The following is a 19,532-nucleotide window of genomic DNA, read 5'->3' as shown; positions in this document are numbered from 1 at the left end:
CGGCCGGGCGCCGCTGCTGCTGGACGGCGGCGTGCGGCGCGGAACCGACGTGCTCAAGGCGCTGGCGCGGGGCGCCGACGCGGTCATGGTCGGCCAGCCCCAGATGCACGCGCTCGCCGTCGCCGGCGCGGTCGGCGTGGCGCATATGCTGACGATCCTGAGGGCCGAGTTCGAGGCGGCCATGGCGCTCACCGGCCGCCGCACCCTGGCGGAGATCACGCCCGACACGCTGTGGTGAGCGGGCCGGCGCGCTCGACGCCGCCGGGCCGCCCCGTCAGCCGAGATCGCCGGTCGCCATCTCCTGCAGCCGCTCGATCTGGGTGATGCGGATGCCCCGGGCGTCCACCGTCATCAGCCCGTCGCGCTGGAAGCGCTTCAGCATCATGGTCACCCATTGCCGGGTGGAGCCCACCATAGCGGCGATCTGGTCGTGGGTGATCTTCCGCCGGATCACGATCGCGGAGCCTTCGGTCTCGCCGTAGAGCTCGCCCAGATTGAGCAGGAACTGGGCGAGGCGCTCGATCACCGACCGCGTGCCCAGCATCTGGGCCATGGACGAGTAGCACTTGCCCTTCGACACCAGCCCCTGGATCAGGCAGAGCGCGAAGTTCGGCACCGTGGTCACGAGATCGCGGATCGCGGCGCTGTTGAGGTTGAGGATCCGGCAGTCCTCGAGCGCTTCGCCCGACCACACGTGCGAGCCGCCGCCCGCGATCTCCGGCCCGCCGATGAAATGCCCCTGCGTCCAGTAGGCGAGCGTAATCTGGCGGCCCGAGGGGGCGGTGTAGAACACCCGCACGCGCCCCTGCTCGATGATGAAGATGCCCTTGTGGCTGTCGCCCTGGGCGAACACCGTCTCGCCCGCGGCGACGCTGTAGGAGCGTCCGCGTCGTCCGATCAGCACGCGCTCCTCCGCGGTCAGACGGTCCAGGAAATGCGCGCCCGCGTTCAGCCCGTCCGTGCCTTCGCTGAGGAACAGCGCGGTCTCGCCCGGCAGGCCCTCGGGGCGGCGCGGCTCCGGGCGACGGCGGCCCGCGCCTGCGTTTTCACCATCCGTGTCCTGAACCGCACCGAACATCACAAACCCGAGCCTTTCCGCGCCGACGAAACTAATTGCTTCGCCCCCTCATTCTTTCGACTAATTTTATAGAGCTTATAGGGAGCGATGTCGCCCCCTGTTTTTCGCATTCGGCGCGGTCGCGGACGGCGGCCTCGCCGACCGCATTGGGGGCTGTTTTCATGACCTACCGTCGCATCCTCGGCGCCGCCGCGGCCTTCGCCGCCCTGCTGGGGCTGACGCCCGCGCCGGCGTCCGCCGAGACCATCCGCGTGGCGTTCGGCACGCAGGACACCACCATCAACACCGCCACCGGCGGTCTGCTGATCCGGGAGCTGAAGCTGCTGGAGAAGCACCTGCCCAAGGACGGCCGCTACAAGGACGTGACCTTCGACGTCCAGTGGAAGAACTTCACCAGCGGCGCGCCCATCACCAACGAGATGGTGGCCGGCAAGCTGGACTTCGGCGCGATGGCCGACTTCCCCGGCTCGCTGAACGGCGCGGCGTTCCAGAAGGCCGGCCGCAAGAGCCTGTTCATCACCACGCTGTCGGGCAGCGTGAAGGGCAGCGGCAACGGCATCGTGGTGCCGACCGCCTCCGAGGCGCAGTCGCTGGCGGACCTCAAGGGCAAGACCATCTCGGTGCCCTTCGCCTCCACCTCGCACGGCATGCTGCTGCGCGCCGTGAAGGCGCAGGGCTGGGAGCCGGACGTCGACGTCAAGATCATCACCCAGGCCCCGGAGGTCGCCGGCCCCGCGCTGCAGGCCAACAAGATCGAGGCCCACGCCGACTTCGTGCCGTTCGCGGAGCTGTTCCCGTGGCGCGGCTACGCCCGCAAGATCTTCGACGGCTCCCAGGCCGACGCCCCGACCTTCCACGGCGCGCTGGTGGACGCGGCCTTCGCAGAAAAATACCCCGAGGTCGTGGTCGCCTATCTGCGCGCGGTGATCGAGGCCGACCAGCTGATCGCGGCCGAGCCTGAAAAGTACAGCGAGCTGATCGCCAAGGTCACCGGCGTCGAGCCGGAGGTGAACTACCTGTTCCACGGCCCGCTCGGCCTTCAGACCCGCGACCTGACCTGGAAGCCCGAATACCGGCAGGCGGTGCAGACCTCGATCGAGACGCTGAAGCTGCTCAAGCGGACCGACGAGGACCTCGACGTCAACGCCTTCGTCAGCGACCGCTACCTGCGCGAGGCGTTCAAGCAGGCCGGCCTCGACTACGACGCCCAGATCAAGAACTACGCGCAGGCGCCGCTGAAGGCCAAGGACGCCGGCTCCGGCGAGGAGATCACCGACGTCACCCGCGCCGCGGGCCTTTGGGTGAAGGGCGAGCCGCTCGTCCGCCACTACGTCTCGCCGGAGAACGCGTTCAAGGCGCTCGCCACGCTCGAGGCGGAGGGCAAGGAGATCCGCGTGCTCTACGCCCAGGACCGGGCGAGCGGCATCAAGCTGCTCGGCTCGCAGGCCTGGTACGTGGCCGACGCCGGCGGCAAGCTCAGCGCCTTCCTCACCAAGGGCGGCGCCGAGGCTTGGGCCACGGCCCAGGGCGGCCGCGCGCTCGACTACGACAAGGCGCGCGCCGCGGCGCTCGCGAGCCGCTGACGGTGGCGGCGACGTCGCTCCTCACGGCGGGGCCCGCGCGCGCGGGCCTTCGCGTCGCCTCGGTCGCCGCCTGCCTGCTGCTCTGGCAGGCGGCCTCCGCCTATCGCGTCGATCTCGGGCTGGTGACGTTCTCGAACGTGCCGGGCCCGGTCGAGGTCGCCGACGCCGCCATCGGGCTGGCGCGCTCCTCGAAGCTTCTGTCCCATCTCGGCGCCAGCCTCAGCCGGGTGTTCTCGGGCTACGCCGCGGCGGCGCTGGTCGGGATCGCGCTGGGCCTCGCGATCGGCCGGTCGCGCGTCGCGGGCGACGTGCTGCTGCCGCCGCTGGAGGTGCTGCGCCCGATCCCGGCGGTGGCCTGGATCCCGCTCGCGGTGCTGATGTTCCCCTCGTCCGAGGGCTCCATGATCTTCATCACCTTCATCGGGGCGCTGTTTCCGATCGTGCTCAACACCGTGCACGGCGTCGAGACGGTGGACCCGCGCCTCGTGGCCTCCGCCCGCAGCCTGGGCGCGAGCCGCTTCGCCATCCTGCGCGAGGTGGTGCTGCCGGGCGCCGCGCCGAGCATCGTCACCGGGCTCGCGATCGGCATGGGCACGTCGTGGTTCTGCCTGATCACCGCCGAGATGATCTCGGGCCAGTTCGGGATCGGCTACTACACGTGGGAATCCTACACCTTGCAGAACTACGCGGACATCGTGGTCGGCATGCTGCTGATCGGCCTGCTGGGCATGGGCTCCAGCGCGCTGCTCCGGGTCGCGGGCGACGCGCTCACCCCGTGGCGCCGGCGCGGGAGGCTCGCCCGATGAGCGCCGGCCGCATCGAGATCGACCACGCGTCGATCACGCTCGGACAGGGCGCGCAGGCGTTCGAAGCCGTGCAGGACCTGAGCTTCACGGTCGGGGCCGGCGAGTTCGTCGCGATCCTCGGCCCCTCGGGCTGCGGGAAGTCCACGCTGCTGGGCGCGCTCGCGGGCCATGTGGCGCTCAGCGGCGGACGGCTCGCCATCGACGGGACGCCGATCCACGGCCCCCATCCCGACCGGGGCGTGGTGTTCCAGCAGCACACGCTGTTCCCGTGGAAGAGCGTGCTCGAAAACGTCGCCTTCGGGCCGAAGATGCGCGGCGTGGGCAAGGCGGAGCGGCGGGCCAAGGCGCTGGAGCTGCTCGATCTCGTGGGGCTGAACGGCTTCGCGGACCGCTATCCGGCGGAGCTGTCCGGCGGCATGCAGCAGCGGGTCGAGATCGCCCGCGTCCTCATCAACGAGCCGCGCCTGCTGCTGATGGACGAGCCGTTCGGCGCGCTGGACGCCCAGACGCGGCTGATGATGCAGGAGCTGCTGCTCGACATCTGGGCGCGGGTGAAGACCACGGTCGTCTTCGTGACCCACGACATCGACGAGGCGCTGTTCCTGGCCGACCGGGTGCTGGTGATGACCGCCCGCCCCGGCCGGACCCGCGAGGTGCTGGCGTCGCCCTTCCGCCGGCCCCGGCCGCCGCAGCTCGTCGCCGATCCCGCCTTCGTGGAGCTGAAGCGCCACTGCCTCGAGCTGCTGCGCCTGGCGCCCGAGCAGCACCCGCTGCCGCGGCTGACCCCGCTTGGGCTCGCGAACGCATCCTGACGGGAGGGCCTGCGGGTCCGAGGCAATTAATCGACAGCCGCCCCGGCGCGCCTATGCATTATACTTTTTCTATAGATTGACTTAATCGGGGATGTTTCATGTCGTTCAATCGCATCAAGGCGGCTCTCGCCGCCGCCGCCATGATGTTCGCCGCCACCGGCGACGCCGACGCCAAGCTGCGCATCGCGTGGCAGACCGGCGACGTGCAGGTGATCCTGCAATACGCCGAGGGCGCGGGCCTGTTCAAGGAAGCCGGGCTCGACTACTCGCTGCACGCCTTCCCGGCCGGCCCCGCGATCCTGTCGCCGCTCGCCGCCAAGGAAGTGGACATCGCCTGGCTCGGCGAGTTCCCGGTGGTGACCGGCTTCGCCAACAAGATCCCGTTCTCGCTGTTCCTGGTCGACCAGTCCTTCACGGAGTCCGTCCGTCTCGTGGCCAATCCCAAGGCCGGCGTGAAGGAGATCAAGGACCTGAAGGGCAAGAAGATCGGGGTGACCTTCGGCTCCACCGGGCACAACCACATCCTGATCGCGCTCAAATCGGCGGGCCTGACCGCGTCCGACGTGACGCTGGTCAATCTGGCCCCCGCGCAGCTGCCGCCGGCTTACGCCGCGGGCCAGATCGACGCCGCCTTCACCTGGGAGCCCAACATCGCCAAGCTCGAGGAGCAGGGCGGCGTCCGCATCGCCACCTCGGCGAGCATCGGCACCTTCGCCTACGGCCTCTGGGTCGGGCGCAACGAGACGCTCACGAACGACGCGGCCGACATCCAGAAGTTCCTGGCCGTCTGGGACAAGGCCGTCGCCAAGCTCAAGTCCGATCCGGATGAGGTGCTGAAGTACGAGGCCAAGCGCCTCGACCAGAGCGCCGACCAGATCAAGGCGCTGGTCGATCGGCAGAAGGTGGAGCGGCCGAGCTTCGAGCAGCAGCTCACGCCGGCCTGGCTCGGCGCGCCCGGCGACAAGGCGCACGCGAAGTTCGTGGAGCAGGCCAAGGAGATCGGGGCCTTCCTCGTGTCGCTCGAGCGCATCAAGGAGCAGCCGGCCGACTGGACCGCGATCATCGACCAGCAGCCGCTGATCGACTACCTCAAGTCGAAGAAAAGCTGACGGTCCCGTGGTGAGCGCCGCGACGCCCCTTCTCGAGGCCGCCGACGTGTCGTTCCGCTACGACGCGGAGACCGTGCTGGACCGGGTCTCGTTCACGCTGGGGCGTTCCGAGGTCCTGGCGCTGCTGGGACCCTCGGGCTGCGGCAAGACCACGCTGCTCAACCTGATCGCGGGCTTCCGGCGCCCCACCTCGGGGCGCCTGACCTTCGACGGCGCTCCGATCCGGGGGCCGGGGCCCGACCGGGCGGTGGTGTTCCAGAGCGGGGCGCTGTTCGACTGGATGACCGCGCGCAGCAACATCGAGTTCGCGCTGGGCTGCCGCGGCGTTCCGAAGGCCGAGCGGCGTCGGACGAGCGACCGGCTGCTGGAGCTGGTCGGCCTGTCCGGCGTCGCGGAGCGCTACCCTTACGAGATGTCCGGCGGCATGCGGCAGCGCGTCGGCGTCGCCCGCGTGCTGGCGGCCGAACCCCGCGTCATGCTGATGGACGAGCCGTTCGCGGCGGTGGATGTGCAGACCCGCGAGGGCCTGCAGGAGGAGGTGCTGCGCCTCCACGCCGAAGCCCGCTCCTCGATCGTGTTCGTCACCCACAGCATCGAGGAGGCGGTGTTCCTCGCCGACCGCGTCTTCGTGCTGGAGCGGGGCGGCGGCCGCATCGCGGCCGAGTTCCGCGTGGACCTGCCCGGACCGCGCTGGAACGCGCTCAACCGGCTGCATCCCGAGTTCCTGCGGCTGCGCGAGGAGATCTACCTCACCATGACGGACCAGCTCCGTCCCGACGCGGAGCGCCGTCATGCGGCCGCCTGAGAAGGACGCGGCCTACTGGCTCGTGGCCGTGACCTCGCCGGTCGCGATCGTGCTCGCGTGGGACGGGCTGAGCCGCTTCGGCGTGATCGATCCGCTGCTGCTGCCCGCGCCGGGCGCCATCGCGACCGCCCTGAAGGACGTGATCGTCGACGGCTACGCCGGCGTCGGCGTGCTCACCCATGTGGGGGTGAGCCTCTACCGGGTCGCCGCGGCGTTTCTCGCGGCCGTCGTGGTCGGCGTCGTGATCGGCCTCTTGCGCGGCGTCTCCCCGAAGGTGGACGCGGCCTTCCTGGTGCCGTTCGAGATCGTGCGCCCGATCCCGCCGCTCGCCTTCATCTCGCTGTTCATCCTGTGGTTCGGGATCGGCGAGGTCTCGAAGATCCTGATCATCTTCTACTCCTCCATGCTGATCATCGCGCTGAACGCGCAGGCGGGCGTGGCGGCCTGCCCGCCGGACAAGGTGCGCGCCGCGCGCTCGCTCGGGGCCTCGCCCTGGCGGACGTTCTCGCAGGTCATCCTGCCCGCCGCGCTGCCCCAGACCATGGTCGGCCTGCGCGTGGCGCTCGCCACCGCCCTGTCGATCCTCGTCGCGGCCGAGCTGCTCGGCGGCGACCGCGGGCTCGGCTTCGTCATCAGCGACGCCAGCACCTTCTTCAAAACCAACGACGTCTTCGTCGGCATCATCCTGATCGGCGCCATCGGCCTCCTGTCCGACCGCGCGCTCGCCTGGATCGGCCGCCGCTACGTGCACTGGGAGGGCCGTTCATGACCCGCATCGTCAAACCCGTTCCCGGTCTCGGACCGATCTTCGAGGGCTGGGTCTCGCCGGGCGTGCGGGCGGGGGACTTCGTGTTCACCGCCGGCGTCATCGGCGCCGATCCGGTCACCGGCAAGGTGGTGGAGGGCGTCGAGGCCCAGATCCGGCGCATCTTCGAGGAGCTGGACCTGATCCTCACCGCCCACGGCTCCGGCCTCGCGCACGTGGTGCGGCTGACCATGTACTTCACCGACCGGCCGACCCAGTGGCCGGTGCTGGACCGCATCCGGCGCGAGCTGTTCCCGGTCGATCCGCCCGCCACCACCGGCGTCGGCGTGACCGCGATCGAACAGGGCGCCGCGGTCGAGATCGAGGCGATCGCCATCGTCCCGAAGGACGCCGCGCCCGCGACGGAGGCCGGCCGATGACAGCCCGGACCAACGCCGCACCCGCTCCCGCCGCGGACGAGGATCTCGCTCGGCTCTCGGCGGCGGAGCTCGTCGCGCTCTACCGTTCCGGCGAAGCCTCGCCGGTGGAGGCGGTCGAGCAGACGCTCCGGCGCATCGCCCGGCTCGATCCGGTCGTGAACGCCTTCGCGCTGCTCGATCCGGACGCCGCCCGGAAGGACGCCGCCGCCTCCGAGGCCCGCTGGCGCGCCGGCGCGCCGCTGAGCGCCATCGACGGCGTGCCCGCCACGCTGAAGGACCTGCTCACCGCCAAGGGCTGGCCGACGCTGCGCGGCAGCCACGCGGTCGACCCCGACCAGGCGTGGGACGAGGATTCGCCCGCGGCGGCGCGGCTGCGCGAGGCGGGCGCGGTGCTGCTCGGCAAGACCACCACGTCCGAATTCGGCTGGACGGCGCTCGCCGACAGCCCGCTGACCGGCGTCACCCGCAACCCGTGGGACCTGTCCCGGACGTCGGGCGGCAGCAGCGGCGGCGCGGCGGTCAGCGCCGCGCTCAACCTCGCCCCGCTGAACGTCGCGACCGACGGCGGCGGCTCCACCCGGCTGCCGGCGTCGAACTCGGGCGCCTTCGGGCTGAAGCCCACCTTCGGGCGGATCGCCGGCTACCCGTCCGCCCACACCCAGACGCTGTTCCACGTGGCGCCGCTGACCCGCACCGTCGCCGACGCCGCGCTGCTGCTGGACGCCATCGGACGGCCCGACCCTCGGGACTGGCACGCGCTGCCCCGCGCGGCCGACGGCTGGCTCGACCGGCTGGACGGCGGCGTCCGGGGCTTGCGGATCGCGTTCAGCCCAGACCTCGGATACGCGCAGGTGGACGCGGAGGTGGCGGAGATCGTCGCCCGCGCCGCGCAGGCCTTCGCCGACCTCGGCGCCCATGTGGAGCCGGTCGAGCTCGGCCTCGACGATCCTCTGACGGTCTACCGCACGCTCGGCGACGCCGCGGTGGCGCGGCTGTTCGCCAACCTGCCCGAGGACCGCCGGTCGCTCGCCGATCCGAACTTCCGGGCGGTGGCGGAGCGGGGCCGCGCCATCGACGCGGTCACCTATCTCGGGGCCGCCGAGGCGCGCGAGGCGCTCGGCCGCCGCTTCGGCCTGTTCCACGAGCGCTACGACCTGCTGCTGACGCCGACCACCGCGACGCCCGCGCTGCCGGCGGACCACGCCGCCGCGACCGGCTCGCGCGGCGTGCCCATGTCGCCCTTCGCCTACCCGTTCAACCTGACGCAGCAGCCGGCCGCGAGCGTTCCGGCGGGCCTGACGACGGCCGGTCTCCCGGTCGGCCTGCAGATCGTCGGCCGGAAATACGCCGAGGCGCTGGTCCTGACCGCCGCGTCCGCGTTCGAGGCCGCCCGGCCGTTCCTCCGCGTTCCCGATCCGGCGTGACGCGCCGGTTTCCCCACTCCTCCTCCCCCTCTCAAGAGCCGCACGCCATGACGCCCTTTTCCCTCCGTCCCATCCGCCGCCTCGTCGCCGCGACCCTCGTCGCGTTCGCCTCCGCCGCCGCGCCCGCCGTGGCGCAGGACATCGTGATCGGCGAGGGCCTCAGCGCCTCGTGGGGCCAGTTCTACGTGGCCGACAGCGACAAGCTCTGGGAGAAGCAGGGGCTTGCCCCGAAGGCCGTGACCTTCCCCTCCGGCCGGCTGGTGCTCGACGCGCTGGTGGGCGGCGGCGTCGTGATCGGCACCGCGGCGGAGACGCCCGTGGTGTTCGCGGCGCTGAACGGCCTGCCGGTGCGCATCATCGGCACGCTGAACCGGCACGAGCCCTTCGACGTGGTCACCTCCACCGGCGTCACCTCGATCGGGCAGCTCAAGGGCAAGAAGATCGGCTATTCGCAGGGCACCAACGCGCATTACTACCTGCTGAAGGCGCTGGATTCCGCCGGCCTGAAGCTTTCCGACGTCACCGCCGTCAGCCTGACGCCGTCCGACTTCGTGACCAGCCTCGACAAGGGCGCCCTCGACGCCTTCGTCTGGACCGAGCCGCACATCTCCCAGGCGCTCGCCCTCGGCAAGGGCCGCTTCCACGCGCTGAAGACGCCGGGCCTCTACTTCGGCTACTCGGCGATCATCACGCTGCAGTCCACCATCGACCAGAAGCCGGAGCTGCTGACCAAGGCCTTGAAGGCGCTGATCGAAGCCGACCAGACCTTCAAGACCGACCCCGAGCGCGCCATCGCCATCGTGTCGGAGAAGATCAAGCTCTCGCCGGAGGTGACGAAGGGCTTCTGGGACCGCTTCAACTTCCAGATCGGTCTCGACCGGCCGAAGCTTGTCGCGGACCTGAAGGCGCAGGCCCAGTGGGCGATCGAGAACAAGCTCGTGCGCCCGGATGCGACCGTCCCCGACTTCGACAAGGTCGTGGTGGGCGACCTGCTCGAGGCGGCGCAGCGCAAGTGAGCGCCGCGCCCCAGCCCGCCGCGCCGGCGCTGCGCGCGGTCGTCCCCGCCCCCCTGCTCGAGATCGAGCGCGTCGCGCACGTGTATCGCTCGGCGCTGGGCGAGGAGACGACCGCGCTCGACGGGGTGTCGCTCGCGATCCCCCGGGGCGCCTTCGTGTGCCTGCTGGGGCCGAGCGGCTGCGGGAAGACCACGCTGCTCAACATGATCGCGGGCTTCGTGACGCCGTCCTCGGGCCGGATCCTCGTCGGCGGCGAGCCGGTGCAGGGGCCGAGCCCGAGCCGGGGCGTGGTGTTTCAGGACTACTCGCTGTTCCCGTGGCTGACCGCGGGGCAGAACGTGGCGTTCGGGCCCCGCATGGCGGGGCTCGGCGCGGCGAAGCGCCGGGCCTCGGCGCAGGCGCTGCTCGAACTGGTGGGCCTGCCGAACGTCGCCGACCGCTACCCCGCCGAACTGTCCGGCGGCATGAAGCAGCGCGTCGCGATCGCCCGCGCGCTCGCCACCGATCCGCAGCTGCTGCTGATGGACGAGCCCTTCGCCGCGCTCGACGCCATGACCCGCGCTGCCCTGCAGCGCCAGCTGCTCGACATTCACGCCGCCCGGTCCAAGACCGTGCTGTTCGTGACCCACAACATCGCCGAGGCCATCACGCTCGCCGACCGGGTGATCGTGATGTCGCCCAACCCCGGACGGGTGGCGGCGGATGTCGCCATCGACCTGCCGCGGCCGCGCGCGCGCACCGGGGCGGGCTTCGTGGCGCTCTACGCGCGGCTCGCCGACGCGCTTGGCGCCGAGGGCACGGAGTAGATCCATGGCTCAAGGCTCCTTCAGCCGCTCCGCCGGTCTCGGACTGGTTGGAACTGGCGGCTTCCTGATCGCGTGGGAGACGCTGAGCCGCAGCGGGCTCGTCAGCCCCGTGATGCTGCCCGCCCCGAGCGTCGTGCTGGCCTCCGCCGTGACGCTCGCTGAAAGCGGGGAGCTCGGCGCCCATCTCGGCGCCAGCCTGTGGCGCGCGGCGCTGGGCTTCGCCATCGGCGCGGCGCTCGGCGTCGCGTTCGGCGTCGCCTTTGCGCGCTCGTCGCTGCTGCACGGCCTGTTCAACCCGATCGTGCAGGTGTTCCGCGCCATCCCCTCGCTCGCCTTCGTGCCGCTCGCCATCTTCTGGTTCGGCATCGGCGAGACCTCGAAAATCTTCCTCATCGCCTGGGGCGTGTTCTTCCCCGTCTGGGTCAACACCTTCATCGGCGTGCGCGACGTGAACCCGCTGCTGGCGCGCGCGGGCGAAAGCCTCGGCGCCTCGGGCTGGCGCATGCTGGCCTTCGTGGTGCTGCCGGCCGCGCTGCCGATGATCCTCGCAGGCCTCCGGGTCAGCCTCTCCATCGCCATGGTGCTGCTGGTCGCGGCCGAGCTCGCGGGCGCGCTCTACGGCGTCGGATACCTGATCCAGGTGTCGCAGCAGGTGTTCCGGGTGGACCTGATGTTCGTCGGCCTCGCGGTGCTCGGGCTGATGGGCTTCGCCGCCGACCTCGCCTTCGAGGCGGCCGTGCGGGCGCTGTTCCCCTGGTACGGCGCCCGCCAGACCGACGCCGCGCGCCCACGCGGCCGCGAGCCCCGCCTCACGTCGGGCGCCTGAACGCGCGCCTTGGCCCCCGTCTGAACCGAAAGCCGCAGGATGACGAAGGACGCCTTCACACCGATCGAGCGCGCCGTGCTGGAGCGCATCACCGAGCCGGCCTGGCTCGATCTCGCCACCGCGCTGATCCCGGCGGGCCAGCCCGAGGCCGAGAACCCGCTCGACCCCGACGAGCCCCCGGCGCGGGAGGAAGGCGCCGCGCTTTACGTCGCCGGCCTGATCCGCTCCTACGGCTTCGAGGTCGAGCTGGTCGCGAAGCGCGAGGGCCGGCCGAACGTCATCGGCGTGCTGCCCGGCTCGGGCGGCGGGCCGTCGCTGATCCTGAACGACCATCTTGACACCTATCCGGCCGGCGACTGGAGCGCCTGGACCGAGACCGGCGGCCACCCGTTCCGGCCGACCCGGCGCGGCGACCGGCTCTACGCCCGCGGCACGTCGGACACCCGCGGCAACCTCGCGGCGACGCTGCTCGCCGTCCGCGCCATCCGCGAGGCCGGCGTCCGGCTCAAGGGCGAGCTGAAGCTGGTCTACACCGTGGACGAGGAGCGGAACGGCCCGGACGGGTCGATCTTCCTGCTCGACGAAAAGGGGCTTTCGGCCGACCACGTCATCGTCTGCGAGCCGACCGGCTGGACCGAGCCGGACGGGCGCTGGGGCATGGGCGTCGCGGTGGCGAACGGCGGCCATGCGCTGGTGGAGGTCACCGTGCGCGGCGTGAAGACCCATCTCTGGCGCCCCGACACCGGCGTCAACGCCGGCTCGAAGCTCGCCCGACTGATCCCGCGCGTCGAGGCCACCGCCTTCGCCCACGAGCCGGCGCTTCGCGCGGGCGGCACCCCGCCGCTCGCCGCGGTGCTGCGCGTCGGCGCGGGCGAACCCCGCGAGCTGCAGTTCACGCCCGACCGCGCCCGCGCCGTGTTCGGGGTCGTCGGCCTCGTGCCCGGCCATACCGCGAAGAGCGTGCTCGCCGACATCGAGGCGACGCTCGACGCCGCCCGGTCGGAGGACCCCGACCTGATCGTCGAGGCGCGGCTCGCGCCCGGATCGCTGTTCGTGTCCGCGACGCTCGAACAGGACGAGGCGGCGCAGCCGACCGCCGCCCTGTCGCAGGCCTATGAGCGGGTGCTGGGCGCCCCGCCGCGGCTCTACCGCAAGAACGCCTTCAACGACACGATCCGCTTCTCCGAGCGCGGCCTCCCCGCCATCACCTTCGGCCCCGGCGAGGACGGCTGGCCGCCGGTGAACGAGTACATCCACATCGACAAGGCGGTCGCCGCCACCAGGGTGCTGGCCCTGACCATCCTCGACCTGCTCGGCGCGGAGGCGCAGGCGTGAGCGCGCTCGACGGTCTGGCGCTCGACTTCGCCTCCGTCCGTCGGGCGCTGGAGGACGGCGTGTCCGTGGAGCGGCTGGTGGGCGAAAGCCTGCGCCGGGTCCGCGCCGCCGCCCATGACGGCGTGTTCCTCGCCATCGCCGAGGACGACGCGGCGCTGGCCGCCGCCCGCGCGGTGGACCAGAAGCGCGCGAACGGCGTGGCCCAGCCGCTCGCGGGCCTCGCCGTTTCGGTCAAGGACAACGTCCATGTGGCGGGCCTGCCCACCACCGGCGACTGCGCGGCGATCGACCTGCGCCCGCAGGAGAGCGCCCACGCCGTCGCCCGTCTGGAGGCGGCCGGGGCCGTGGTGGTGGCCAAGAACACGCTCGACCAGTTCGCGACCGGCCTCAACGGCACGCGGACGCGCGAGCCCCTGTGCCGCAACGCGGTCGATCCCGCCTACATCCCCGGCGGGTCCAGCTCCGGCTCGGCGGTGGCGGTGGCGCGGGGGCTGGTGTCGTTCGCGATCGGCACCGACACCGGCGGCTCGGGCCGGGTTCCCGCCGCCTGCAACGGCGTCGTCGGCGTCAAGCCGACGGTCGGCCTCGTGAGCGGCCGGGGCCTGCTCTACAACAGCCGCCTGTTCGACACGCTCTCGGTGTTCGCGGCCTCGCCCGCCGACGCCTACGAGATCCTCGACGTCATGGCGGGCCACGACCCCGCCGATCCCTTCAGCCGGGAGGACGCGGACGCGGTCGAGCTGCGCCCTCGCGCCGGCGCCGGCGTTCTCGCCACCATCCAGTCGGACCAGCTGCGCTTCTTCGGCGACCCTGCGGCGGAAGCGGCGTTCGCGGCCGATCTCGCCCGCCTGAAGGCCGCGGGCTTCGCGCTGACGGAGATCGACTTCGCGCCGTTCGCGGAAGCGGGCCGGCTCGTCTTCGGCTCCGCCTTCGTGGCCGAGCGGCTCGTGGACTACGGCGACGTCCTCGCGCAGAGCCCGGACGACGTCCATCCGGCGGTGCGGGCCTCGATCGAGCCGGGGCTGGCCTATTCCGCGCAGGACGCCTTCGAGGCGATCTATGCGCTGGCCGCGCTCAAACGCCGGGCGGCGCTCGCGCTTCACGGCGTCGACGCGCTGGTGGTCCCGTCCACGCCCACGATCTTCACGATCGAGCAGCTGCTGGCGGAGCCGATGACGCTGAACGCGATCATGGGCCACTACACCTACTTCGCCAATCCGCTCGATCTCTGCGCCGTGGCCGTGCCCGGAACCGGCCGTGCGGACGGGCTGCCCTCGTCCGTCACCTTTCTGGCCCGCGCCGCGCAGGACGGCGTGATCCGCCACATCGCCGACCGCTTCGCGGCGCAGGCGGACATGCGCCTTTCGCCACGGCGAACCGCCTGACAGCTGCGCGGAAGCTTCGAGCCGCTCAGCTTCGTCCCGTCACGGAAACGCCTTTTTTAATGAGGGGGAGGCCGCGCTCGCCCGTTCACACTCCGGATGATCATCGGGGGAGTGGGACGTGAAGGTGAGTGGCATGGGCACGCTGAGGCTCGGGATGACCGGCGCCGCCGTCGCGGGGACGGCGCTTTTCGCCATGGGGCCGGCCATGGCCCAGAGCGACGAAACCCGTCGCGCGAACGCCGCCGACGGACAGGTTCAGGTCCAGCGGGCGTCGCAGTCGTCGGACGCGGTCGCGCTCGACGAGATCCGGATCGAGGGCGCCGGCCCGGCCCGGCGCGCGCCGTCCACGGGCACGCTCGGCCAGCCGCCGGCGGCCTATGCGGGCGGGCAGGTGGCGACCGGCGCCCGGCTCGGCATGCTGGGCAACCGCTCGATCCTGGAGACCCCGTTCAGCGTCACCGGCTACACCGAAAAGCTGATCCGGAACCAGCAGGCCAGGTCGATCGCCGACATCGCGCAGAACGATCCGTCGGTGCGCAACGACGCGCCGACCTTCAGCGAACGCGACGCCTTCTTCATTCGCGGCTTCTCGGTCACCAATCTGGACGTGGCCTATGACGGCCTGTTCTACATCGCCAACGCTCGCCGGCACTTCCTTGAAGGCGTCGAGCGGGTCGAGATCCTGAAGGGACCAAGCGCTTTTCTCAATGGCGGCGTCGGCCGCGTCGGCGGCACCATCAATCTGGTCCCGAAGCGCGCCACGGACGACCCGCTGACGCGGGTGACGACCAGCTACAACAGCGACGCTCTGTTCGGAACGCATGTGGACGTTGGCCGCCGTTTCGGCGCCAACAAGGAATGGGGCGTCCGCCTCAACGGCTCGTACCGCAACGGCGACACCACGCTCGACAAGAACGAGGTTGAAGTCGGCGTGGCCTCGCTCGGCCTGGACTACAGCGGCGAGCGGTTCCGCGCCTCGCTCGACCTGAACCACTCAACCCAGAATCTCGAAGCGCCCACGTCGCTGTTCAACGCGGCCGCTGCGGGCTTCAATATCCCTCGCGCGCCGAGGGGCAAGAACACGGCCAACTCGTTCGAGTATCACGACAGCGAGTACAACATGGCCGCCGCTCGGGTCGAATACGATATTCTGCCTGAAACGACGGTCTATGCTGCGGCGGGCGCCAGCCGTTATCGTGAGGACTTCCTGACGTCGTCTTACACCATTCTCAACAGGAATGGCGACGCGACGGCGACGCTCGCGATCCAGCCGCAGCAGATTCAGGGCTTCACCGGCGAGGCCGGCGTCCGATCGAAGTTCCAGACCGGCTTCCTCGGCCACAGACTCAGCGTGTCCGCCTCCAAGGCGCTGAACGAAAACTATCGCGGCGGCTTCGTTCCATCCTCCATCGTGCTTCCGGGGTCGTACCCGACCAACATCTACAATCCGTCCGGCGCCCCCGGCGGCTCGGTCGACACCAGCGGATTCCCGCGCTCGAACGACCTGCCGCTGTTCGCGGACCTGCTCCTCACCAGCGTCGCGGTGTCCGACACGCTGTCCATCGCCGAGGATCGCGTCCAGCTTACGGTTGGCGGTCGCTACCAGCATATCAAGTCGCGCAGCTTCAACACCCGCCCGGATCGTGGCGTGGTCGGTGTGCGCAACTACTATTACGAGGACGAACGCTTCAGCCCCGCAGTGGCCGTCACTGCGCGCGTGACGGAGAACTTCTCAGTCTACGCCAGCTATGTGGAGGCGCTGACCGAAGGTCCGACGGCCTCCGGCACGTCCGCGACGGTGACCAACGCCGGCCAGATATACGCGCCTGTCGTCAACAAGCAGCGAGAGGTCGGCGCCAAGTATGATTTCGGTTCGTTCCTGGTAACCGCCGCCCTGTTCGAGATCCGGCAGCCGAACGGCTTTGTCACGCCAGCTGCTGTAGGAGCCCCCGATCAGCGCGGAACGTTCGACGTCAACGGGCGACAGGTCAATCGGGGCCTGGAGCTGACGGTGGCCGGCGAGCCGCTCGAAGGCGTGCGTCTTCTGGGCGGCGTGACGTTCCTCGACCCTGAACTGGAGAAGACGGGTCTCACGATCGACACGAATGGAGACGGCGTTCTGGACAAGAACGTCAATGGCAACGATGTGCCCGGCGTCGCCCGCACGGTCGTCACCCTCTATGGCGAGTACGACCTGCCGTGGTTCGCGCGCGCGCTCACCGTCACCGGCCGCGTGGTCTACAATGGGAAGACCTATTACAATCAGGCCAACACCCAGAGGGTGCAAGACTGGACGCGGTTCGATCTCGGCGCCCGCTATGCTTTCAATGGCCCGGCGGACAAGCCGGTGGTGATCACCGCGAACGTGCAGAACGTGTTCAACAAGGCCTATTGGTCCTCGTCGGCCCGCGGCTATCTCGCCGCCGGGGCGGGGCGGACGTTCATGCTGTCGGCGTCGGTGGACTTCTGACGCTTCGCAATCCAAGCCTTCAAGAAGGGCGCGCCGGCTGAAACGCCGGCGCGCCCTTCTTGTTTGTCGCGGCCGTCAGAGGCTGCGGAGGTGGCGGGCGGGGGCTTCGCCCAGCACGCGGAAAGTGCCGACCAGCCCGAGGACCACCGTGACCGCGAGCGCCGCGAGCGCCGCGCCGCCGGCGCCGAGCGGATCGAACACGAAGCCGATGCGCATGATGTTCGCCGTCACGCCCCAGGCGGCGAACGAGCCCACCACCAGCCCGAAGGCCGCGGTGACGAGGCCGAGCAGGGCGTATTCCGCCGCCATGGCGCCGAGCAGCCGGGCGCGGGTGGCGCCCAGCGTCTTCAGCACCACCGCCTCATAGGTGCGGCGGCGGCGTCCGGCGGCGAGCGCCCCGGCCAGCACCAGCACGCTCGCCACCAGCGTCACGCCGCTCGCGGCCCGGACCGCCAGCGCCAGATTGCCGACCACCTCGTTCACGGTGGTCAGCGCGTCCTTGACGCGGATGGCGGTGACGGACGGGAAGGCGCGGGTGAGGTCGCGCAGCAGGCCGAGCTCGGTGGCGTCGTCGGCCCCATCGGGGAAGGCGACGGTGGCGAGGTTCATGTAAGGCGCGCCGGCGAAGGCGTTGGGCGAGAACACCATGAAGAAGTTGATGCCCATGGTCTCCCACTGGATGCGTCGGAGATTGGCGATCTTCGCCGTCACGGTGCGGCCGAGCACGTTGACCGACACCTCGTCGCCCACCTTGAGGCCGAGCCCGTTCGCGAGCCGCTGGTCGAAGGAGATCAGCGGCGGACCGGCGTAGTCCTTCGGCCACCAGTCGCCCTCCACCACGGTGGAGCCCTCGGGCGGGCTTTCGGCGAAGGTCACGCCCCGGTCTCCGCGCAGCGCCCAGCGGCTTTCGGGATCGACTTCCGCCTCTTCCGCCGACACGCCGTTCAGCGCGGTGATGGCGCCGCGCAGCATGGGCACGCTGTTCAGCTCCGCGCCGGGGGCCTTGTCCTGCGCGAGCGTCGCGAAGGCGTCCTTCTCGGCGGAGGGGATGTCGAGGAAGAAGAAGGCCGGCGCCTTCTGGGGCAGCTCGCTCGAGAGCTGGCCGCGGATGGAGGCGTCGATCTGGGTCAGCGCCACCAGCAGCGCGAGGCCCAGGCCGAGCGACATCACCACCGAGGGCGTCAGCGCGCCCGGGCGATGCACGTTGGCGAGCGCGAGCTTCAGCTCCAGCCGCTTCGGGCGCGGCAGACGCGCGGCGAGCGCCATCACCCCGCTCGCCACCAGCCTCAGCGCCACGAAGGCGGCGACGGAGGCGCCGACGAAGGTGACGGCGATCCGCCGGTCATAGGCGGCGTAGACGGCGAGGCCGCACAGCGCCAGCGCGGCGAGGACGGTCGCGGCCATGTAGAAGGCGCGCGGCCAGCGGGCCTCGGGCGCGATCTGGTCGCGGAACAGCGCCGCCACCGGCACGTCATGGGCGCGGCCGAGCGGCCAGACGGCGAAGGCGAGCGCGGTCAGCGCGCCGTAGGTCGCGGCGAGCAGCAGCTCCCGGGGATAGACCGACATGGCGAGCGGCAGCGGCGTCACGGTCTCCAGCGCGCGCGCGGCGGCGAAGGGAAGCACGGCGCCCGCAGCCAGCCCCAGCGCCACGCCGAGCGCGCCCAGCGCCGCCACCTCCGCCAGATGGATCAGGAACACCGTGCGGCCCGAGGCGCCGAGGCTTTTCAGCACGGCGATGGTCTCGCGCTTGCGGTCCACGAAGGCGTTGACGGCGTTGGCGACGCCGACGCCGCCGACCATCAGCGCGGCCAGCCCGACGATGGTGAGAAACTGGGTGAAGCGGTTGACGTTGCGCTCCAGCTGCGGCGCGGCGTTGAGGCGCGAGCGGGCCTCGAAGCCCGCGTCCTTCGCCTCGCGCTCCACGTCGGCGATGAGGGCGCCCACCTCCGCGTCGCCGCCGGCTTGGGCCATGGCCACGGGGTAGCTCCAGCGCACCAGGCTGCCGGGCTGGATCAGGCCGGAGGCGCGCAGGGCCTCGGTGGAGATCAGCGCGCGCGGCCCGAAGCCGACGCCGCCGGAGAGCTGGTCCGGCTCCCGCTCCACGGTGGCGCGGATGGCGAAGGTGGTGGTCCCGAGCTCGATCCGGTCGCCGACCTTGAGGCTGAGGCGCGCCAGCAGCGCGGGATCGACCGCGACGCCCGGAACGCCGTCCTGTGGCGCGAGCAGTTCGGCGAGCGGCCGGTCGGGGGCGAAGCGCGGCGCGCCCACCAGCGGCCAGGCGCCGTCCACGGCCTTCAGCTCCACCAGCGTGGCGTCGCCGGCCGGCGTGCGCGCCATGGCCCGAAGCGCGCCGATGGTGGCGACCCGGCCCTTCGCCTCCAGAACGGCGCGCTCGGCCGGCGTCGCCTCCCGGTGCATCAGCGAGAACGAGGCGTCGCCGCCGAGAATGGCGCGGCCCTCCCGCTGCAGCCCTTCCGCGAGGCCGCGGGCGAGCGAGCCCACGCCCGCGATCGCCGCCACGCCGAGCGCGAGACACAGCAGGAACACCATGAAGCCCTGCACGCCGCCGCGCAGCTCCCGCGCGGCGAGCTTGAGGATGACGCCGCCGTTGAACCCGCCGGCGCGGCTGCGGACGGGCGCGGTCTCGGCCGCGATCTCGCTCACGCCGCGGCCTCGGCGGCGGACTCGATGTGGCCCGAGCGCAGGCGCACGGTGCGGGCGCAGCGGGCGGCGAGCGCAGGGTCGTGGGTGACGAGCACCAGCGTGGCGCCGCGCTTCGCGGTCTCCGCGAACAGCATGTCGGCCACCTGCCGGCCGGTGGCCTCGTCCAGATTGCCGGTGGGCTCGTCCGCCACCAGCAGCTCGGGCCGCACGCTGAGCGCGCGGGCGAGC

Annotated in this window: 17 protein-coding genes and 1 pseudogene; 15 read left to right on the top strand and 3 right to left on the bottom strand. The window is 71.3% G+C overall.

The annotated features are described in order from the left end of the window. Nucleotides 1–238 (top strand): alpha-hydroxy-acid oxidizing protein (locus ACFQ4O_RS07380; protein ID WP_378775049.1); only part of this gene is annotated, 238 nt, incomplete at its 5' end. 36 nt (nucleotides 239–274) lie between these two features. Here the strand turns inward: ACFQ4O_RS07380 and ACFQ4O_RS07375 are convergent. Then, the gene (locus ACFQ4O_RS07375; RefSeq protein ID WP_378775048.1) at nucleotides 275–1,078 is read right to left on the bottom strand and encodes a Crp/Fnr family transcriptional regulator; all 804 of its coding nucleotides are present in this window, start codon (nucleotides 1,076–1,078) and stop codon (nucleotides 275–277) included. A 161-nt stretch (nucleotides 1,079–1,239) separates the two neighbouring features. Between ACFQ4O_RS07375 and ACFQ4O_RS07370 the strand changes: the two genes are divergently transcribed. The 14 genes from ACFQ4O_RS07370 (at nucleotide 1,240) to ACFQ4O_RS07305 (ending at nucleotide 16,640) form a co-directional block, all read left to right on the top strand. Further along, nucleotides 1,240–2,661, top strand: coding sequence for an ABC transporter substrate-binding protein (locus tag ACFQ4O_RS07370; RefSeq protein WP_378775047.1), 1,422 nt, complete (start codon nucleotides 1,240–1,242; stop codon nucleotides 2,659–2,661). Then, entirely contained in the window at nucleotides 2,658–3,467 is an 810-nt protein-coding gene (locus ACFQ4O_RS07365; RefSeq protein ID WP_378775050.1) for an ABC transporter permease, read from the top strand. The genes ACFQ4O_RS07370 and ACFQ4O_RS07365 overlap by 4 nt, the downstream gene beginning before the upstream one ends. Then, on the top strand, nucleotides 3,464–4,279 hold the full coding sequence (locus ACFQ4O_RS07360; RefSeq protein WP_378775046.1) for an ABC transporter ATP-binding protein: 816 nt from the start codon (nucleotides 3,464–3,466) through the stop codon (nucleotides 4,277–4,279). Before ACFQ4O_RS07365 ends, ACFQ4O_RS07360 begins: the two co-directional genes overlap by 4 nt. Before the next feature lie 98 nt (nucleotides 4,280–4,377). Next, nucleotides 4,378–5,388, top strand: coding sequence for a taurine ABC transporter substrate-binding protein (locus tag ACFQ4O_RS07355; RefSeq protein WP_378775045.1), 1,011 nt, complete (start codon nucleotides 4,378–4,380; stop codon nucleotides 5,386–5,388). Nucleotides 5,389–5,398: 10 nt separating this feature from the next. Next, entirely contained in the window at nucleotides 5,399–6,193 is a 795-nt protein-coding gene (locus tag ACFQ4O_RS07350) for an ABC transporter ATP-binding protein (protein ID WP_378775044.1), read from the top strand. Then, the gene (locus ACFQ4O_RS07345; RefSeq protein ID WP_378775043.1) at nucleotides 6,180–6,962 is read left to right on the top strand and encodes an ABC transporter permease; all 783 of its coding nucleotides are present in this window, start codon (nucleotides 6,180–6,182) and stop codon (nucleotides 6,960–6,962) included. Before ACFQ4O_RS07350 ends, ACFQ4O_RS07345 begins: the two co-directional genes overlap by 14 nt. Continuing rightward, nucleotides 6,959–7,378 carry a RidA family protein gene (locus ACFQ4O_RS07340; RefSeq protein WP_378775042.1) on the top strand — a complete coding sequence of 140 codons (420 nt, stop codon included), beginning with the start codon at nucleotides 6,959–6,961 and terminating at the stop codon, nucleotides 7,376–7,378. Before ACFQ4O_RS07345 ends, ACFQ4O_RS07340 begins: the two co-directional genes overlap by 4 nt. After that, nucleotides 7,375–8,802, top strand: coding sequence for an amidase (locus tag ACFQ4O_RS07335; protein WP_378775041.1), 1,428 nt, complete (start codon nucleotides 7,375–7,377; stop codon nucleotides 8,800–8,802). Before ACFQ4O_RS07340 ends, ACFQ4O_RS07335 begins: the two co-directional genes overlap by 4 nt. A gap of 47 nt (nucleotides 8,803–8,849) precedes the next feature. Continuing rightward, nucleotides 8,850–9,818, top strand: coding sequence for an ABC transporter substrate-binding protein (locus ACFQ4O_RS07330; RefSeq protein ID WP_378775040.1), 969 nt, complete (start codon nucleotides 8,850–8,852; stop codon nucleotides 9,816–9,818). After that, nucleotides 9,815–10,624 (top strand): ABC transporter ATP-binding protein, encoded by an 810-nt coding sequence (locus ACFQ4O_RS07325; RefSeq protein WP_378775039.1) that lies wholly within the window; start codon nucleotides 9,815–9,817, stop codon nucleotides 10,622–10,624. Before ACFQ4O_RS07330 ends, ACFQ4O_RS07325 begins: the two co-directional genes overlap by 4 nt. Nucleotides 10,625–10,628: 4 nt before the next feature. After that, a complete protein-coding gene (locus ACFQ4O_RS07320; RefSeq protein WP_378775038.1) occupies nucleotides 10,629–11,450 on the top strand; it encodes an ABC transporter permease in 822 nt (273 codons plus the stop codon). Between the two features lie 39 nt (nucleotides 11,451–11,489). Beyond that, nucleotides 11,490–12,785 (top strand): M20 family metallopeptidase, encoded by a 1,296-nt coding sequence (locus ACFQ4O_RS07315; RefSeq protein ID WP_378775037.1) that lies wholly within the window; start codon nucleotides 11,490–11,492, stop codon nucleotides 12,783–12,785. Beyond that, on the top strand, nucleotides 12,782–14,170 hold the full coding sequence (locus ACFQ4O_RS07310) for an amidase family protein (RefSeq protein ID WP_378775036.1): 1,389 nt from the start codon (nucleotides 12,782–12,784) through the stop codon (nucleotides 14,168–14,170). Before ACFQ4O_RS07315 ends, ACFQ4O_RS07310 begins: the two co-directional genes overlap by 4 nt. 133 nt (nucleotides 14,171–14,303) lie before the next feature. After that, nucleotides 14,304–16,640, top strand: coding sequence for a TonB-dependent receptor (locus ACFQ4O_RS07305; protein ID WP_378775035.1), 2,337 nt, complete (start codon nucleotides 14,304–14,306; stop codon nucleotides 16,638–16,640). A gap of 75 nt (nucleotides 16,641–16,715) precedes the next feature. Here the strand turns inward: ACFQ4O_RS07305 and ACFQ4O_RS07300 are convergent, their stop codons facing one another. Together ACFQ4O_RS07300 and ACFQ4O_RS07295 are read right to left on the bottom strand one after the other, a co-directional pair. Next, nucleotides 16,716–19,304: an ABC transporter permease gene (locus ACFQ4O_RS07300; RefSeq protein ID WP_378775034.1), complete on the bottom strand. Its 2,589-nt coding sequence runs from the start codon at nucleotides 19,302–19,304 to the stop codon at nucleotides 16,716–16,718. Further along, a pseudogene (locus ACFQ4O_RS07295) lies at nucleotides 19,301–19,532 on the bottom strand (ABC transporter ATP-binding protein); the annotation flags it as partial. The pseudogene ACFQ4O_RS07295 and the gene ACFQ4O_RS07300, both read right to left, overlap by 4 nt.

This window comes from Methylopila musalis (assembly GCF_042679725.1).
Classification (GTDB): domain Bacteria; phylum Pseudomonadota; class Alphaproteobacteria; order Rhizobiales; family Methylopilaceae; genus Methylopila; species Methylopila musalis.
Note: the sequence above shows the minus strand (reverse complement) of the source record. Positions and strands in the feature narration are given on the sequence as shown.

What these genes read in the sequence shown, in the direction of transcription:
- ACFQ4O_RS07360 (WP_378775046.1), top strand. Translation starts at nt 3,464, where the DNA reads ATGAGCGCCGGCCGCATCGAGATCGACCACGCGTCGATCACGCTCGGA.
- ACFQ4O_RS07375 (WP_378775048.1), bottom strand. Translation starts at nt 1,078, where the DNA reads ATGTTCGGTGCGGTTCAGGACACGGATGGTGAAAACGCAGGCGCGGGC.
- ACFQ4O_RS07355 (WP_378775045.1), top strand. Translation starts at nt 4,378, where the DNA reads ATGTCGTTCAATCGCATCAAGGCGGCTCTCGCCGCCGCCGCCATGATG.
- ACFQ4O_RS07335 (WP_378775041.1), top strand. Translation starts at nt 7,375, where the DNA reads ATGACAGCCCGGACCAACGCCGCACCCGCTCCCGCCGCGGACGAGGAT.
- ACFQ4O_RS07330 (WP_378775040.1), top strand. Translation starts at nt 8,850, where the DNA reads ATGACGCCCTTTTCCCTCCGTCCCATCCGCCGCCTCGTCGCCGCGACC.
- ACFQ4O_RS07315 (WP_378775037.1), top strand. Translation starts at nt 11,490, where the DNA reads ATGACGAAGGACGCCTTCACACCGATCGAGCGCGCCGTGCTGGAGCGC.
- ACFQ4O_RS07305 (WP_378775035.1), top strand. Translation starts at nt 14,304, where the DNA reads ATGGGCACGCTGAGGCTCGGGATGACCGGCGCCGCCGTCGCGGGGACG.
- ACFQ4O_RS07320 (WP_378775038.1), top strand. Translation starts at nt 10,629, where the DNA reads ATGGCTCAAGGCTCCTTCAGCCGCTCCGCCGGTCTCGGACTGGTTGGA.
- ACFQ4O_RS07345 (WP_378775043.1), top strand. Translation starts at nt 6,180, where the DNA reads ATGCGGCCGCCTGAGAAGGACGCGGCCTACTGGCTCGTGGCCGTGACC.
- ACFQ4O_RS07340 (WP_378775042.1), top strand. Translation starts at nt 6,959, where the DNA reads ATGACCCGCATCGTCAAACCCGTTCCCGGTCTCGGACCGATCTTCGAG.
- ACFQ4O_RS07370 (WP_378775047.1), top strand. Translation starts at nt 1,240, where the DNA reads ATGACCTACCGTCGCATCCTCGGCGCCGCCGCGGCCTTCGCCGCCCTG.